Source organism: Paraburkholderia sp. SECH2 (assembly GCF_030464795.1).
In the GTDB taxonomy this organism is placed as follows: Bacteria; Pseudomonadota; Gammaproteobacteria; order Burkholderiales; family Burkholderiaceae; genus Paraburkholderia; species Paraburkholderia aspalathi.
In genome coordinates this window covers 391,864-408,530 of the sequence record NZ_JALPRH010000002.1, presented here as the reverse complement: position 1 = coordinate 408,530, position 16,667 = coordinate 391,864, and the positions used below count along the sequence as shown (strand labels likewise).

Sequence of the window (16,667 nt, the reverse complement as noted above, 5' to 3'; positions counted from 1 at the left end):
GCCCTCATGGCAGCCTGGTCGCGGGCGCTCTAGCAGAAGGATATCGCTCCTCAGCGGCGTGACGGCAATAACGAACGATCGTTCTATTTTAATCTCGAAAAAACCCGGGAGACAACCCCGGGTTAAGACTTACGACTCTAATTTTGCATTGCCGTCGTGTCTTGTCAGGCGAAACGGCCGATAAACCGGCCGCCAACTCACCAGGCGGTGATCACCGCCCCACCAAACTTGCTTTCGACAAACTGCTTCACTTCCGGCGAATGATACGCCGCGACCAGCTTCGCAACCCACGGCTTGCCCTTGTCAGCTTCGCGGATTGCGATGATGTTCACGTACGGACCCTTCGGGTCTTCGATCGCAATGGCGTCCTGCTTGGGCTTCAAACCCGCTTCCATCGCAAAGTTCGTATTGATCGCGGCGGCATCCACGTCGTTCAGCGATCGCGGGATCTGCGCGGCGTCGAGCTCGACGATCTTCAGCTTCTTCGGGTTGTCGACGATATCGAGCGGCGTCGCCTTGAGGCCCGCGTCCGGGCGCAGCTTCAGCAGACCCTGCTTCTGCAGCAACAGGAGTGCCCGGCCGCCATTGGTCGGATCGTTCGGCACTGCGATCTTCGCGCCCGGCTGCAATTCAGCCAGCGTCTTCACCTTCTTCGAATAGATGCCCATCGGGTACGTGACGGTATCGGCGACGCGGATCAGCTTGTAGCCGCGGTCTTTCACCTGGGCCTGCAAGTACGGGTCATGCTGGTAGCTGTTCGCGTCCAGGTCGCCGCCGGCGAGCGCCGCATTCGGCTGCACGTAGTCGGAGAACTCGACAATCTTGATGTTCAGACCGTTCTTTGCTGCGACCGTCTTCACGACTTCCATGATCTGCGCGTGCGGACCGCCGGTGACACCGACCTTGATCGTGTCGTCAGCGTGAGCCACGGTGGCGGCAGCGAACAGCGACGCGGCGCCGAGTGTGGCGGCCAGTTTGAGAATGAAACGACGTTGCATGATGGACCTTTCCGAACCTATCGATTCTGTTGTTTACTTATGGCTCAAACGACGCACGAGCCAATCCCCGAACGACTGCACCAGTTGCACGAAGACGATCAGGATCACCACGACCGTCACCATCACTTCCGGCAAGAAACGCTGATACCCGTAACGAATGCCCAGATCGCCGAGCCCACCGCCGCCGATCGCACCGGCCATCGCCGAATAGCCGACCAGCGAGACAAACGTGATCGTCAAACCGGCGACCACGCCCGGCAGCGATTCCGGCAACAGCACCTTGAAGACGATCTGACTGGTGGTTGCACCCATTGCCTGCGCGGCTTCGATCAGGCCGCGGTCAACCTCACGCAGCGCGGTTTCGACCAGGCGCGCAATGAACGGCGCCGCGGCGATCGTCAGCGGCACCACGGCCGCAGCCGTACCGATCGACGAACCCACCACGAGACGCGTGAACGGAATCACGGCGACCAGCAAGATGATGAACGGCGTGGAACGCACGGCATTGACGATCACGCCCATCACGCGATTCACGGCGATGTTCTGCAAGACGCCCTGACGGTCCGTCAGATACAGCAGCACGCCGAGCGGCAAACCGACCGCCGCGCCGACCAGTCCGGAGATGCCCACCATCACAAGCGTTTCCCAGAACGACTGGACGAACATATCGAACATTTCACTCAACATACGACAGCTCCTCTACCACCACACCCTGTTCGCGCAGATAGGTCAGCGCCTGTGCGACCTTCCCCGGTTCGCCACCCGCGAGCACCGCGAGCGAGCCGAACGCCTGCCCCTGGATCTCGTCGATCTGGCCGTGCAGGATGTTGAAGTCGAGTTCGTAGCGGCGAATCGTTTCCGACAGGATCGGCTGATCGACACCCGAACCGGTGAACGCGAGGCGCAGCAAATGACCGCTGCCGGTCTTCAGGCGTTCGGCCACGCGCGCCTTCATGGCGGGCGGCAGTTCCTGCGCAATCACATCGCCGATCAGCGCGCGCGTCACTTCATGATGCGGTTGCAGGAACACGTCGATGACCTTACCCTCTTCGACCACACGGCCGGCATCCAGCACCGCGACGCGGTCGCAGACCTGCTTGATCACGTCCATCTGGTGCGTGATCAGCACGATCGTCAGGTTGAGTTCGCGATTGATACGCTTGAGCAAATCGAGGATCGAGCGCGTGGTTTCCGGGTCGAGCGCCGACGTCGCTTCATCGGAGAGCAGTACCTTCGGCTTGCTCGCCAACGCGCGCGCGATACCCACACGCTGCTTCTGCCCACCGCTGATCTGCGCCGGATAACGATCCTTCTGCGCCGACAAGCCGACCAGTTCGAGCAGCGGCAACACGTTCGCCTCGATCTCGTCGCGCTTCATGCCGGCGAGTTCGAGCGGCAACGCCACGTTCTCGTACACCGTGCGCGACGACAGCAGGTTGAAGTGCTGGAAGATCATGCCGATTTCGCGACGCGCCTCGCGCAATTGCGCGGCGGGCAGCGTCGTCAGATCACGGCCGTTGACGACGATATTGCCTTCACTCGGACGCGTCAGCAGATTGATGGTGCGCACGAGCGTACTCTTGCCCGCGCCGCTGCGGCCGATGATGCCGAACACCTCACCCGCCGGAATCGACAGATTGACGTTGTGCAGCGCTTCGACCCAGCCCCGGGGTCCGGCGAACCGCTGAGAGATATTGCGTATTTCGATCATGGAAAAACGAAACGGCCGAGTTTGCCAACGAGCGTTGTGCGCTCCCGACAAGCGGCCGCCGTTGCTTTTATTGGGATTTGAGGCCGCAATTCTACCGCAGCGTCGTCATTCCCTTTAATAATCAATTTCGATCTTTTCATAACCACAGAGCATTAGAGGCGTGCCCGGCGCGAGATGCTCGCGCGTGCGCGCCCGCTGCGACTATGATCGGGCAAATCGAAATCAGGACCCATCCAGGATAAACGGCAGACATGGAAACAACCCGATCCGGCAATGTGCGTCCCGCAGCGAACGCCCCGAAAGGCGCCCCCGCGCTGCGCTCCACGGTCACGACGAGCGACGGCGTCGAACTGCCGTTGTATCGCTGGCCCGCTACGACGCCGCTGCGCGGCACGGTCGCGCTGGTACACGGGCTCGCGGAGCACGCCGGGCGTTATGCGGCATTGGCGGATCGGCTGAACTCGGCCGGCATCGAACTCGTCGCTATCGATTTGCGCGGACATGGGCATGCGCCGGGCAAACGCGTGTGGGTCGACCGGTTCGACGACTATCTGCTCGATACTCAGGCCTTGCTCGATGAAGCGGCGACCAGTTGCGCTCCGCTGTTCCTGATGGGCCACAGCATGGGCGGCGCTGTTGCGGCGCTTTACGCAATCGAACGGCTCGAGGCAAGCGGGCGTCGGTTGAGCGGTCTGATCCTGTCGAGCCCCGCGCTCGCGCCCGGCCGCGATGTGCCGCGCTGGATGCTCAAGGTAAGCCAGGTGATCAGCCGCATCTGGCCGACCTTCCCGGCGATGAAAATCGACGCGGCTTTGCTGTCGCGCCTTCAGCCCGTGGTGAACGCCAATCGCAATGACCCGCTGGTTCATCACGGCGCGATTCCCGCGCGCACAGGCGCGGAGTTGTTGCAGGCGATGGCGCGCATCGAACGCGGCCGTGCGGGCCTGCGCGTACCGCTGCTGGTGTATCACGGCACCGCCGACAAGCTCACCGAGCCCGAAGGCAGCCGCGATTTCGGCGCGCACGCAGGATCGCCCGACAAGACGCTCACGATGCACGAAGACAGCTATCACGAGACGATGAACGATCTCGACCGGGATCGGGTGATTGGCGCGCTGATCGACTGGATCGAGAAACGGCTGCCTAAAGTCTGAGCGCCGAACGGCTTGCAGAAGTTCGGGCTTCCGCACACACGAGTACTAAACCCGGCCCGCCGCCAGAAACGGCTTGGCTAGCGCTTCCAGTCGGGTGGTCGTTTGTCGATGAACGCCTGCACGCCTTCGAGCGCGGAGTCGTCCATCATGTTGCAGGCCATGGTTTGGCCGGCTAACTGGTACGCGGCTTCGATCCCCATTTCGAGCTGGCGATAAAACAGGCCCTTGCCGGCGCTCACCGCTTCGACGGGTTTCGCGCAGATGCTCTTCGCGAGCCGCGCGACCTCTGCATCGAGCGCGTCGGCCGGCGCAATGCGATTCACGAGTCCCTGCTGCTTCGCCTGGAGAGCGTCGATGAAATCGCCGGTGAGCAGCATTTCGAGCGCCGCCTTGCGCGACAGATTGCGCGACAGCGGCACCGAAGGCGTCGCGCAGAAAAGACCCAGGTTGACGCCCGAGACGGCAAAGCGCGCGGTGTCGGCAGCAACTGCCAGATCGCACATCGCGACCAGCTGGCAGCCGGCCGCCGTGGCGATGCCGTGCACGCGGGCGATCACCGGTTGCGGCAAGCGCTGGATCGTCAGCATCAGTTTCGTGCAGCGCGCGAACAACGCCTGGTAGTAAGCCAACGACGGCTCCGCGCGCATTTCCTTCAGATCGTGTCCCGCGCAGAACGCGCGGCCCGCGCCTGAGATCACCACCACCCGCGCGTCGGACTCCGCCAGCGCCGTCAGCGCCGACTGCAACGCGTCGAGCAGAGCCTCGGAAAGCGCGTTGAAGGCATCGGGCCGGTTCATCGTCAAACGGACGACGCCCGGCACGCCGTAGGCGTCGTGTTCGATGTCGACCAGCGACGCACTGCGCACCTCGGCATTCATGGCTCGCTCCTCGTTGAATTCCTGCATTTCGCGACGTTAGTGCATTCTGTCGCGTGACAACTCAGATTCCGGCCAGGGAGCGCACGTGCGCCACCACGCTGCGCCCCAATGCCGACAGGTTGTACCCGCCCTCGAGACAGCTGACGATCCGTCCCTGCGCATAGCGCTTCGCGATCTCGCGCATCTGATCGGTGATCCAAGCGTAATCGTCTTCGACGAGACCCATGTTGCCGAGATCGTCCTCGCGATGCGCATCGAAGCCGGCCGAGATGAAGATCATCTCCGGCTTGAATTCATGCAGACGCGGCAGCCACATCATGTCGACCGCCTCGCGCACTGCCATGCCTTTCGAGCGCGCCGGCATCGGCACATTGCACATGTTGGGCGCCTGATTGTCGGCGCCGCTGAACGGATAGAACGGGTGCTGGAAGATGCTGCACATCAGCACGCGCGAATCGCCTGAAAAGGCGGCTTCGGTGCCGTTACCGTGATGGACGTCGAAATCGATGATCGCCACACGCTGCATGCCGTGCACTTCAAGTGCATGACGCGCGGCGATCGCGACGTTGTTGAAGAAGCAGAAGCCCATTGCACGCGCCGGCTCCGCATGGTGGCCAGGCGGGCGCACGCTGCAGAACGCGTTGTCGTAGCGGCCTTCGATCACGGCGTCGGTCGCGGCCACCGCGGCGCCGGCCGCGCGCAACGCGGCCTGCAAGGTGTACGGGTTCATCGACGTGTCGGGATCGATTTCGGCAAGACCTTCAACCGGCGACCGGCTGCGGATGTAATCGACGTGGGCTTGCGTATGCACGCGCAACAGCGCGGCGTCATCGGCGAGCGGCGGCGACTCGCGCTCGATCAGCGAGTCGATGCGGCTCGCGATCAGTTGGTCTTCGATTGCCTGCAGGCGCGCCGGGCATTCGGGATGCCATTGCCCCATATCGTGCAGCAAACAATCGGCGTGGGAATAGAAGCCTGTTGCCATGATTCTCGTCTGCGGCGCGGCGCTTTCAAGGCGCGCGCGGCGTGTCTCCGTCCATGGGCGCACACACTGGGCGCGCCAACATTTGCCAAGTTACCACACCATGCGACTGTGACGCGCCAGGCACAGTTTTGCAGAAAGCGTCGGGTATACTGCCCTGTCCGTTCCCCCCTGTCTCTTTCGCACTGCGCCCCTAGCTCACTATGACCGTCAAGCTTGCTCTGTCTGCACGAAACCGGCTACGCATGAAGACCGCAACCGCCGCACTGTCCGTCGCATCGTGCATGTTCATGGCAACCAGCCCGGCGATGGCGCAAAGCGCCGCGAAAAAGCCACCGGTGCTGCTCGCGCAAAGCCAACCGCAGCCGGCAGTGCCGCAAGGGCAAACCTTCGAAGAAGAGATCATTCCGCAGCGCTACGCGAATAACCCGAATGTCGATGCGTTCATCAGCGACATGTCCGCGCGCTATGACTTCGACGAAGCCGCATTGCATGCGTTATTCGCTCGCGTGAGCTATTCGGCCACCGCGGTCAAGCTCGTCACGCCGTCGCCCTCGCCGTCGGTCAAGAACTGGCGCGTGTATCAGTCGCGCTTTCTCGACCAGGTGCGCATCAACGCCGGCGTGCGTTTCTGGCGCGCCAACCAGGCCACGCTGCAGCGTGCCTACGAAGAGTTTGGCGTGCCGCCGGAAGTGGTCGTCGGCATCATCGGCGTGGAGACGATCTATGGGCGCTTCATGGGCAACTTCCGTGTGCTCGACGCGCTGACCACGCTCAGCTTCGACTACCCGAACACCGCCAATCGTGCGGATCGCCAGGCGACCTTCCGCAAGAATCTTGAAGATTACCTGGTCTGGACGCGCGATTCGCAAATCGATCCGACCACCGTGCTCGGCTCCTACACCGGCGCGATTGGCATTCCGCAGTTTCTGCCGAGCAGCATCGTGCAATACGCGGTGAGCTACGACGGCAACAAGCAGATCGATCTGCGCACGAGCCAGGCGGATGCGATCGGCAGCGTGGCGAATTATCTGCGCCAGAACGGCTGGGAAAACGGCCGGCCGGTGGTGTGGAAGATCGGCACGGACGCCGGCAGCCTGGGCGTTGCGCAAGCGGCTGCCGACGGCAAGCCGGAGCCGCATTGGCCGCTGAACCAATTGCTGCGTGCCGGACTGTTGCTGAACGAGCCAGATGTCGATATCGCGTCGGAAGCCGGCACGCCGGTGACCGTGGTGGATCTGCCGTCGCCGGGGCGTGGTACCGAGTTCATGCTGGGCTTGAAGAACTTCTATGTGCTGACGCGCTATAACCGCAGTTTCTTTTATGCGCTTGCGGTTTATCAATTGGGCGAGCGGGTCAAGGCTCAGATGGAAGCAAGCGATGCTGCGAGCGCCACCAGCACTGCTGCGCCGCCGGTCGCCGCATCGCAATGAGCATGAGCAGAGCGGCGGCGGTTGTCAGACCCTGACTGCATCACGAGCGATAGCAAGCGACATAAAAAAAACGCCGGTTAAACCGGCGCTTTTTTATTGGCCGACTCGCTTTGAGGGGCCACTCAATGCGCCGCAGCGCAATCAAGCCGGGAACACACCCGTCGACAGATACCGGTCACCCCGATCGCAGACGATAAACACGATCGTCGCGTTCTCGACCTGGCGCGCGACGCGCAACGCCACCTCACAGGCCCCGCCCGACGAGATGCCGGCGAAGATCCCTTCGACCGAAGCCATGCGCCGCGCCATCGCTTCGGCGGCGGCCTGGCTCACGTTCTCGACGCGGTCTACACGGCTGCGATCGAAAATCTTCGGCAGATAGGCTTCCGGCCATTTGCGAATGCCCGGAATGCGCGAACCCTCTTCCGGTTGCGCACCGATGATCTCGATCGCCTGATTCTGTTCCTTCAGATAACTGGACACGCCCATGATCGTGCCGGTCGTACCCATCGACGAGACGAAGTGCGTGATGCGCCCTTCGGTGTCGCGCCAGATTTCCGGACCGGTACCTTCGACGTGCGAGGCCGGATTGTCCGGGTTCGCGAACTGGTCGAGGATGATGCCCTTGCCTTCGCGCTGCATCTGTTCGGCCAGATCGCGTGCGTATTCCATGCCGCCCGTCACTGGTGTCAGCACGATCTGCGCACCGTACGCGGCCATGCTCTGACGGCGCTCCACCGACAGGTCTTCCGGCATGATCAGCACCATCTTGTAGCCACGGATCGCCGCAGCCATCGCCAAGGCGATGCCGGTATTGCCGCTGGTCGATTCGATCAGCGTGTCGCCCGGTTTGATACGCCCGCGTGCTTCCGCTTTCTTGATCATCGACAGCGCCGGACGGTCCTTCACCGAACCCGCAGGATTGTTGCCCTCGAGCTTTGCAAGGATCACGTTATTGCGGCTGCGGATCTCGTCGTCAGGGAGCCGGACGAGTTGCACGAGCGGCGTATTGCCGATCGTGTCTTCAATCGTTTTGTAAGCCATATGGGTTCTGGTGCTGTCGATGCGCGGAGTTTTCAATCTATTGATTCTAAACCACCGTGCGCACGGCTGCCGTGCGGCCCTTCTGGCCGCATGGATGCAGGTGCTGACCGACGGGCGCGCGCAACGCAAAAAGCCCGCGGCTGAGAACCGCGGGAGCCAGTCATCTGCATGACAGCTGAAGGAGTGTTCTTACCCACTCCGACCATGAAGGGGAACGACGGTAACAGGCCAGGCGCGAGACCGTGCGCGCGAGGTGACCCGCCTCGCGCGCACGGCCCGCGTCAGGCTATTTCTTCACCGCCACAGTGGCGTTCTTTGGAGTTGCGGCCGCGCTAGTCGAGTTGGCCGCGTTGGTGCCATTACCCGCAGCGGCCGCGCCTTTGCTCTGTGCAGACGCCGCAGCCTGCGGGTTAGCAGCCGCGCCAGCCGGACCGACAGCGAGACCCTCCGCCTGCAGGCGCTCGACGGTATGCCCGCCCATGCCTTTGACGCGCTTGCCGAGATCGGCCGGGTCCTTGAACGGACCATGTGCTGCACGCTCGTCGAGAATGGCTTTCGCTTTGGCAGGACCGATGCCCTTGATGCCGCGCAGCGCATCCTCGTTAGCCGTGTTGACGTCGACCGCCGCGTATGCGTGGCCAAAAGCGGCCAGCATGGCCGCGGTAACCAGAATTTTTCGAAACATATGGAATCTCCCTCGTACAACCGGTTGGCGACCATCACCAACCGGGAGATTCCAGTTTAAAGAGGTATCCGAAAGATTTACACCTGGCCGAATAGCCAACGTACGTAGCGATCGACACCTTCCTGCACGCTCAGGAACGGCGCGTCGTAACCGGCGGCACGAAGCTTCGTCTGGTCGGCCTGCGTGAAACACTGGTACTTGCCGCGCAATGCATCGGGGAACGGAATGTATTCGATCAACCCGCGCTGCACCTGCTCCGCGAGCGACAAGGGCTGCTCATTGTCCAAAGCACGCAACGTGTTAACCACCGTGCTCGCGATGTCGTTGAACGGCTGCGCGCGGCCACTACCCAGATTGAAGATGCCCGACTTGTCCGGATTGTCGAAGAAGAACAGGTTGACCTTCACCACGTCTTCGACCGAGACGAAATCGCGCGTCTGCTCGCCTGCGGCGTAACCGTTGTATTCGCCGAACAGCTTGACCTTGCCCTCGGCGCGGAACTGGTTGAAGTTGTGAAACGCCACCGACGCCATGCGCGCCTTGTGCGTCTCGCGCGGCCCGTAGACGTTGAAATAACGGAAGCCGGCGATCTGGCTCTTCGCGGTGGGCAGAACGCGGCGAATCACCTGGTCGAACAGGAACTTCGAATAGCCGTACACGTTCAGCGGCTGCTCGACTTCGCGCTCTTCGACGAAGCGGCTCGAGCCGCCATACGTGGCCGCCGAAGACGCATACAGAAACTGGATGTTCTGCGCGAGACAGACATCAAGCACTTCGCGGCTATAGCGGAAGTTGTTGTCCATCATGTAGCGGCCGTCGGTTTCCATCGTGTCCGAGCAGGCGCCTTCGTGGAAAATCGCGCGCACTTTGCCGAAGTCGCCCCGCTTGAAGCGCTCGACGAATTCGGTCTTGTCGAGATAGTCGTCGATCTCGCAGTCGACGAGATTCTTGAACTTGTCCGCGCGCGTGAGGTTATCGACCGCGATGATGCGTTGTTCACCGCGCTCATTGAGCGCCTTCACGAGATTGCTGCCGATAAAGCCGGCCGCGCCGGTGACGATGAGGGTCATGATGATCCTGCGGTTGCAGTAATGAGCTCAGTTGACGCCTCGCAGGTTCCTCATTTGCGCCGCTGAAACTGGAGCGAAAAGAAGGGAACCCGGCGGGCTGCATCAATGAAAAAGTTCGTCGTAGGTAACGGTGGCGGTACCGAGTTTGCCGACCACAATGCCGGCCGCGCGATTCGCGAGCCCGACCGCCTCGACGAGCGTAAGACCCGCGCCGAGCATGGCGGCGAGCGTGGCGATCACGGTGTCGCCCGCGCCCGATACATCATACACTTCGCGTGCGACAGCCGAAGTGTGCAGGATGCCGTCATCGGCGAAGAGCGTCATGCCCTCTTCCGAACGCGTCAGCAGCAGCGCCTTGAACTCGAGATCGGCACGCAGTTTGGTCACGCGCGCGATCAGATCTTCTTCGGATTTCCACTGCCCGACCACCTCGCGCAACTCGGCGCGATTCGGCGTGATCAGCGTGGCGCCGCGATAGCGCTCCCAGTCGTCGCCCTTCGGATCGACCAGCACCGGCTTACCCGCTGCATGCGCTTTGGCGATCATCTGCGTGACGTGCGTGAGACCGCCCTTCGCGTAATCGGACATCAGGATCACGTCGTGTGACGGCAGCAGGTCGTCGAAACGCGCGAGCCCCGCGAGGAGCACTTCGTGCGCTGGCGAGTTTTCGAAGTCGACACGCAGCAACTGCTGCTGACGCGACAGCACGCGCAGCTTGATCGTGGTGAGCAAATCCGGATCGCGTTCCAGATGCGGCGCCACCCCGCTTTCGGCGAGTAGTTGCACGATGCGCTCACCGGGCTCGTCGTGCCCGACCACGCACAGCAAACCCGCTTGCGCGCCGAGCGCCACCGCATTGCGCGCGACGTTCGCCGCGCCGCCGAGGCGGTCTTCCTGGCGCTGCACATGCACGACCGGCACCGGCGCTTCCGGCGAAATACGGTTCACGTCGCCGAACCAGTAGCGATCGAGCATCACGTCGCCAACCACCAGCACGCGCGCCGCACCGAGGCGTTCGCGCGGCACTACGGTCAGTGCGGACGTGGGTGTGGATTGAGCGGCTTCAGGCATTGCTGGAGACATCGGCCGGAAGTTCAGAGGGCTGGGCATAGGGTCGTCCGATCGAGTGATAGTCGATGCCGAGTTCGGTCATCGCGTCCGGCTCGTACAGATTGCGGCCGTCGAAAATCAGCGGTGACTTCAGCACCGACTTCAGGTGCACGAAATCCGGGCTCTTGAATTCCTTCCATTCGGTGACGACCACCAGCGCGTCGGCGCCGGTGAGCGTTTCGTCCTGGGTGCTCGTGAACGTGAGACGCGCGAGCTGGTCCGGTGCATCGTGCAGATCGATGGCGAACACGCGGCGCGCTTCGGCCACCGCGACCGGATCGTACGCGCGAACCTGCGCGCCACGCGCCAGCAATTCAGCGATCACGCGGCGGCTCGGCGCTTCGCGCATGTCGTCGGTATTCGGCTTGAACGCGAGGCCCCACACGGCGAATGTGCGGCCGCTCAGATCCTCACCGAGCTTGCCCGTGATCTTGTTCACCAGCACGTCTTTCTGCTTGTAGTTCACTTCCTCAACGGCTTCGAGGATGCGCAGATTGTGGCCGGTTTCGGCGGCGGTGCGGATCAGCGCCTGCACGTCTTTCGGGAAGCACGAACCGCCGTAGCCAGCGCCGGCATACAGGAAGTGGTAGCCAATGCGTGGGTCCGAGCCGATCCCGCGGCGTACCGCTTCGATATCCGCGCCAACCCGGTCCGCCAGATTCGACATCTCGTTCATGAACGAGATGCGCGTAGCGAGCATCGCATTGGCAGCGTATTTCGTGAACTCGGCTGAGCGCACATCCATGTGCAGCGTGCGTTCGTGGTTGCGGTTGAACGGCGCGTACAGACGCTTCATCAGCTCGCGCGCGCGCAGGCCGGCTTCATCTTCGTCGCTGCCAAGCACGATGCGATCGGGACGCATGAAGTCGTCGACCGCCGCGCCTTCCTTCAGAAACTCAGGATTCGACACGACCGAGAAGCGATGCTGTTCGCTATTGGCAAGCCCGCGTTTGGCCAGTTCCTCTTCGACCACCGCGCGCACACGTTGCGCAGTGCCGACCGGCACCGTCGACTTGTCGACGATCACCTTGAAGCCGTTCATCGTACGGCCGATATTGCGCGCCGCTTCGAGCACGTATTGCAGATCGGCCGAGCCGTCTTCGTCGGGCGGCGTGCCGACAGCGATGAACTGCACCTCGCCGTGCGCCACGCTCGCTTCGATATCCGTCGAAAACGTGATGCGGCGAGCCGCGCGCGTACGAGCGATGATCTCCAGCAAACCCGGCTCGTGGATCGGCACGCCACCGTTGTTGAGGATTTCGATCTTGCGCGGATCGACGTCGAGACAGAAGACGTCATGGCCGATTTCGGCGAGGCACGCGCCGGTGACGAGGCCAACATAGCCCGTGCCGATAATGGTGATTTTCATACGCTTTCCGGTAGAGGGTTCCGGTGAGGGTTTCTCGTAGTGAACAAGGCCGTCATGATCCCGCCGGGCCTATTCCGCCCGACGGGCCGCCGTCGTTGCGGCGCGGCTATGCAATTCCATTCGCTATCAGTTCGACGCCGTGATCGGTTCGACGCGACGCGGGGCATAGGTTTCCCAACCGCTGCAACCCGGGCACTGCCAGTAGAACAGCCGCGCCCTGAAACCACAATTCTGGCACGTATACCGTGGCAGATTTTTTGTGCGCTGGCGAATCAGCGTACGCATCAGTTCGAGCTCGCTCTTGCGCGGCTCTTCCGCGACGGCTTCCTGCGCTTCCAGGAGACGCGTCATGCCCGCCAGATTCGGCGACTTCTGCATCTGCGAGCGTGCCAGCGCGTGAGCGGCGTCGGGCCCGCGCACCGCCGCAATGTGCTGATAGGTCACGTCGAGCAGATCGTTCGACGGATAGCGGTCCACCCAAGTGATGAGCAGATCGGCGCCATCCTGCGGACGGCCGAGCGCCTCATAGGCCTTCATCAGCTTTTCAGCGACGAGCGGCAGATAGGCAGGATTCTGTTCCTCGACGCGCCGCCATTGGACGATCGCGGCCTCTTGCGAGCCGGCCGTCGCGTCCACGTCGCCGAACAGGATCGTGGCGCGTACGTTGGTCGGGTTCGCCTTCAATGCAAAGCCAAGCTGACGGCGCGCCTCATCTGCGTTCTTCTGCTGAAGCGCTTCCTGGGCGAGCTCGCAATGAAACTGCGCGATGTCCTTGTCGAGCGACTCGGCGCCCATTGTTTCCAGATGGCGCGCGATATCGATCGACTTAACCCAATCTTTCTCGATCTGGTAGATGGTGAGCAGCGCACGCTGCGCACCCAACGCGTAATTGCCGGTTTCGAGCGAGCGGAAGGTTTCCTCTGCGCGATCGAGCAAGCCGGCCTTCAGGAAGTCCTGACCCAGTTCGTACAGCGCGTGATCGCGCTCGGTGACCGGCAGATCGGTGCGGCTCAGCAAGTTCTGGTGCACGCGAATCGCGCGGTCCGTCTCGCCGCGTCGGCGGAACAGATTCCCGAGCGCGAAGTGCAACTCGATCGTTTCCGGGTCGAGCTTGACGACTTCGATAAACGCGTCGATCGCCTGGTCGGGCTGCTCATTGAGCAGGAAATTCAGGCCGCGGAAATACGAACGCGGCAGGTTGGCGCTTTCGGACAGCAGCGTCTTGAGGTCGTAGCGCGCGGCCATCCAGCCGAACGCAAAAGCGACGGGTATGACAAGCAGCCACCAGAAGTCTAGATCCATGCGATTAATGCAAATGTGCGGGAAAGCGGAAGCGGGAAGCCGCGCTTCAGAAGCGCGGCAGAAGACAACTTAGATCAGCGGCGGCATGGGCGGTTGTTCGACCACCACAGGAGCTTCGCGCGCCACACGCAACTCACGCTTGAGCCGGCCATTCTCCATGCGCAGGCGCACCATGCCCGGCATGGACGACACCAGCCCGGCCAGCAGCCCCACCACGAAGAACGCGAGGCCGATCAGAATCAAAGGCGCCGACCACGCGTAACCCGCGAGGAAATTCAGCGTAGCAGTTTGTGTATTGGAGAGTGCGAGCACCAGCAGGAGCACGAACACCAGTACACGGATCAGCCAGACGATAAATTTCATGAATAGGTCTCTTGACGGCAGTTGCGGGGTGACGCCGGCTTGATGACGCGTCGCGCCACGGTGTTGCCCGCGCCGAAGTGACCCGTATTGTAATGGATGCCCTCGCGGCTGGGCAGGAACTGGCTGATAGAGGACTTACGCGAGGTTTACCTTACCGCAAGCGGATGCATGGGCAGGTGTGTTCGATTGGGGAATGTGCCGGGCTTAAGGGACGACAAAGCGGACGAAAAAGCGAACAAAAAACGGGCAAAAGGCGGAGAAAAGATGCGGACGAAAAAAAAGCGCCCGAAGGCGCTTTTTCTGGTCTTTTGCCGTCTGGCTTTGGCCGCTGACGCTACCAATGCCATGCTGCGAACCGCACAGCGAAGCATTTACAGGTCGTCGTCATCCGGCTCGTCGGCCTTCAACGGCTCGCCCGAACGTCGATCTACCCGCTCGCGCAATTCCTTGCCCGGCTTGAAATGCGGTACGTACTTCTCAGGTACCAGCACCTTCTCGCCCGACTTCGGATTACGCCCGACACGGGAGGGACGACGATTAAGGCCGAAGCTGCCGAAGCCACGAATTTCAATGCGATGACCGTTGGCAAGCGCCTCCGACATCGCATCAAGCATCGTCTTCACCGCGAAATCCGCATCTTTAAGTACAAGCTGTGGAAATCGCGTAGCCAGCTGGGCGACCAATTCCGATTTGGTCATACTGCAGCAGACCTCGCAAGAAAACGCCGGGCCGCCCCCATGTTCTTATGCTCCCCCTCGCGGGGGACCTGACGCGAGGCGCCAGGTTTGGGGGCGTTCCTCAATTACTGGTTCTGACCGTCGAGCTTGGCCTTCAGCAGCGCGCCAAGGTTCGTCGTGCCGGTAGCAGCCGAGCTCGAATCCGACGAAGCCAGGCCGCGGATCGCTTCCTGTTGCTCAGCCGAATCCTTGGCCTTGACCGACAGGTTGATACCACGCGACTTGCGATCGATGTTGATGATCATCGCGTTGACCTTGTCGCCTTCCTTCAGCACGTTGCGAGCATCTTCCACGCGGTCTTGTGCGATTTCCGAAGCACGCAGGTAGCCTTCGACTTCCGCCGACAGCTGAACCACTGCACCCTTCGCATCTACCGTCTTGACCACGCCGTCGACGATCGAACCCTTGTCGTTCATTGCAACGAAGTTGCTGAACGGGTCGCCTTCGAGCTGCTTGATGCCCAGCGAAATGCGTTCCTTCTCGACGTCGATGCCGAGAACGATCGCTTCCACTTCGTCGCCCTTCTTGTACTTGCGAACTGCTTCTTCGCCCGTTTCCGACCACGACAGGTCCGACAGGTGAACCAGACCGTCGATGCCGCCCGGCAGACCGATGAAGACGCCGAAGTCGGTGATCGACTTGATTGCGCCTTGCAGCTTGTCGCCCTTCTTGAAGTTGCGGCTGAAGTCGTCCCACGGGTTCGGCTTGCATTGCTTCATGCCGAGGCTGATACGGCGGCGGTCTTCGTCGATTTCGAGAACCATGACTTCGACTTCGTCGCCCAGCTGAACAACCTTCGACGGTGCAACGTTCTTGTTCGTCCAGTCCATTTCCGACACGTGAACCAGGCCTTCGATGCCCGATTCGACTTCGACGAATGCGCCGTAGTCGGTGATGTTGGTGACCTTACCGAACAGGCGCGTGCCCGACGGGTAACGGCGGGAAATGCCTTCCCACGGATCGTCGCCCAGTTGCTTGATACCCAGCGAAACGCGGTTCTTTTCTTGATCGAACTTGAGGATCTTCGCGGTGACTTCCTGGCCAACCGACAGAACTTCGCTCGGGTGACGCACACGACGCCATGCGATGTCGGTGATGTGCAGCAGGCCGTCGATACCGCCGAGGTCCACGAACGCGCCGTAATCGGTGATGTTCTTCACCACGCCTTCCACGATCGCGCCTTCCTTCAGCGTTTCGAGCAGCTTTGCGCGCTCTTCGCCTTGGGTCGCTTCGATCACAGCACGGCGCGACAGCACGACGTTGTTACGCTTGCGGTCGAGCTTGATGACGCGGAATTCCAGCGTCTTGCCTTCGTACGGGGTCGTGTCCTTGACCGGACGCGTGTCAACCAGCGAACCCGGCAGGAACGCGCGGATGCCGTTGACCATGACGGTCATGCCGCCCTTGACCTTGCCCGTGATCGTGCCGGTCACGAGTTCGTTGTTGTCGAGAGCCTTTTCCAGCGACAGCCACGAAGCCAGGCGCTTCGCCTTGTCGCGCGACAGGATCGTGTCGCCATAGCCGTTTTCCAGCGCGTCGATCGCGACGGAAACGAAGTCGCCCGCCTGCACTTCTACCTCGCCCGCGTCGTTCAGGAACTCTTCGAGCGGGATGTAGGCTTCGGACTTGAGACCAGCGTTGACGACCACAAAGTTGTGGTCAACACGCACGACTTCGGCGGAGATCACCTCGCCAGCGCGCATGTCTTGCTTGGTCAGCGACTCTTCGAACAGAGCCGCAAAAGATTCGGTATTCGGGTTGGAAGTTTGCAGGTCGGACATAAAAATCAAAATTTGCATGGTGCTCGCGGTGCCCGGCTGGCCGGACGGTC

16 protein-coding genes are annotated in these 16,667 nt (G+C 61.8%); 2 read left to right on the top strand and 14 right to left on the bottom strand.

Translation table 11 applies throughout. From position 1 onward, the window contains the following. Positions 1-197: 197 nt before the first annotated feature. From M0D66_RS06245 to M0D66_RS06235, 3 genes are read right to left on the bottom strand one after another with little or no spacing between them, the layout of a single operon-like run. Entirely contained in the window at positions 198-998 is an 801-nt protein-coding gene (locus M0D66_RS06245; RefSeq protein ID WP_266209498.1) for a MetQ/NlpA family ABC transporter substrate-binding protein, read from the bottom strand. Between the two features lie 33 nt (positions 999-1,031). Beyond that, positions 1,032-1,685, bottom strand: coding sequence for a methionine ABC transporter permease (locus tag M0D66_RS06240; RefSeq protein WP_054037200.1), 654 nt, complete (start codon positions 1,683-1,685; stop codon positions 1,032-1,034). Beyond that, positions 1,675-2,709: a methionine ABC transporter ATP-binding protein gene (locus M0D66_RS06235; protein ID WP_054037202.1), complete on the bottom strand. Its 1,035-nt coding sequence runs from the start codon at positions 2,707-2,709 to the stop codon at positions 1,675-1,677. The genes M0D66_RS06240 and M0D66_RS06235 overlap by 11 nt, the downstream gene beginning before the upstream one ends. Before the next feature lie 251 nt (positions 2,710-2,960). Here M0D66_RS06235 and M0D66_RS06230 point away from each other — a divergent pair, with 251 nt between their 5' ends. After that, positions 2,961-3,863, top strand: coding sequence for an alpha/beta hydrolase (locus tag M0D66_RS06230; protein WP_266209497.1), 903 nt, complete (start codon positions 2,961-2,963; stop codon positions 3,861-3,863). A gap of 77 nt (positions 3,864-3,940) precedes the next feature. Here the strand turns inward: M0D66_RS06230 and M0D66_RS06225 are convergent, their stop codons facing one another. Together M0D66_RS06225 and M0D66_RS06220 are read right to left on the bottom strand one after the other, a co-directional pair. Further along, positions 3,941-4,741, bottom strand: coding sequence for an enoyl-CoA hydratase (locus M0D66_RS06225; RefSeq protein ID WP_200618165.1), 801 nt, complete (start codon positions 4,739-4,741; stop codon positions 3,941-3,943). A 61-nt stretch (positions 4,742-4,802) separates the two neighbouring features. Beyond that, positions 4,803-5,726: a histone deacetylase family protein gene (locus M0D66_RS06220; protein ID WP_266209495.1), complete on the bottom strand. Its 924-nt coding sequence runs from the start codon at positions 5,724-5,726 to the stop codon at positions 4,803-4,805. A 242-nt stretch (positions 5,727-5,968) separates the two neighbouring features. Here M0D66_RS06220 and mltB point away from each other — a divergent pair, with 242 nt between their 5' ends. Beyond that, positions 5,969-7,156, top strand: a complete 1,188-nt coding sequence (gene mltB, locus M0D66_RS06215) for a lytic murein transglycosylase B (RefSeq protein WP_266209493.1) — start codon at positions 5,969-5,971, stop codon at positions 7,154-7,156. Between the two features lie 141 nt (positions 7,157-7,297). Here the strand turns inward: mltB and cysM are convergent, their stop codons facing one another. From cysM to rpsA, 9 genes are all read right to left on the bottom strand, one after another. After that, complete coding sequence (cysM, locus tag M0D66_RS06210) at positions 7,298-8,200, bottom strand: cysteine synthase CysM (RefSeq protein WP_256455431.1); 903 nt, start codon at positions 8,198-8,200, stop codon at positions 7,298-7,300. A gap of 286 nt (positions 8,201-8,486) precedes the next feature. Continuing rightward, a complete protein-coding gene (locus tag M0D66_RS06205; protein ID WP_093639245.1) occupies positions 8,487-8,885 on the bottom strand; it encodes a helix-hairpin-helix domain-containing protein in 399 nt (132 codons plus the stop codon). Between the two features lie 77 nt (positions 8,886-8,962). Continuing rightward, positions 8,963-9,955 carry an ADP-glyceromanno-heptose 6-epimerase gene (gene rfaD, locus M0D66_RS06200; RefSeq protein WP_093639241.1) on the bottom strand — a complete coding sequence of 331 codons (993 nt, stop codon included), beginning with the start codon at positions 9,953-9,955 and terminating at the stop codon, positions 8,963-8,965. Positions 9,956-10,057: 102 nt separating this feature from the next. Beyond that, entirely contained in the window at positions 10,058-11,065 is a 1,008-nt protein-coding gene (rfaE1, locus tag M0D66_RS06195; protein ID WP_093639303.1) for a D-glycero-beta-D-manno-heptose-7-phosphate kinase, read from the bottom strand. Then, complete coding sequence (locus M0D66_RS06190) at positions 11,019-12,434, bottom strand: UDP-glucose/GDP-mannose dehydrogenase family protein (protein ID WP_200650580.1); 1,416 nt, start codon at positions 12,432-12,434, stop codon at positions 11,019-11,021. Before M0D66_RS06190 ends, rfaE1 begins: the two co-directional genes overlap by 47 nt. A 126-nt stretch (positions 12,435-12,560) precedes the next feature. Continuing rightward, on the bottom strand, positions 12,561-13,736 hold the full coding sequence (gene lapB, locus M0D66_RS06185) for a lipopolysaccharide assembly protein LapB (RefSeq protein WP_200650579.1): 1,176 nt from the start codon (positions 13,734-13,736) through the stop codon (positions 12,561-12,563). Positions 13,737-13,805: 69 nt separating this feature from the next. Then, positions 13,806-14,099, bottom strand: coding sequence for a lipopolysaccharide assembly LapA domain-containing protein (locus M0D66_RS06180; RefSeq protein ID WP_054037219.1), 294 nt, complete (start codon positions 14,097-14,099; stop codon positions 13,806-13,808). A gap of 371 nt (positions 14,100-14,470) precedes the next feature. Next, positions 14,471-14,797 (bottom strand): integration host factor subunit beta, encoded by a 327-nt coding sequence (locus M0D66_RS06175; RefSeq protein WP_028200079.1) that lies wholly within the window; start codon positions 14,795-14,797, stop codon positions 14,471-14,473. A gap of 104 nt (positions 14,798-14,901) precedes the next feature. Next, positions 14,902-16,635, bottom strand: coding sequence for a 30S ribosomal protein S1 (gene rpsA / locus M0D66_RS06170; RefSeq protein ID WP_028200080.1), 1,734 nt, complete (start codon positions 16,633-16,635; stop codon positions 14,902-14,904). Between the last annotated feature and the right edge of the window lie 32 nt (positions 16,636-16,667).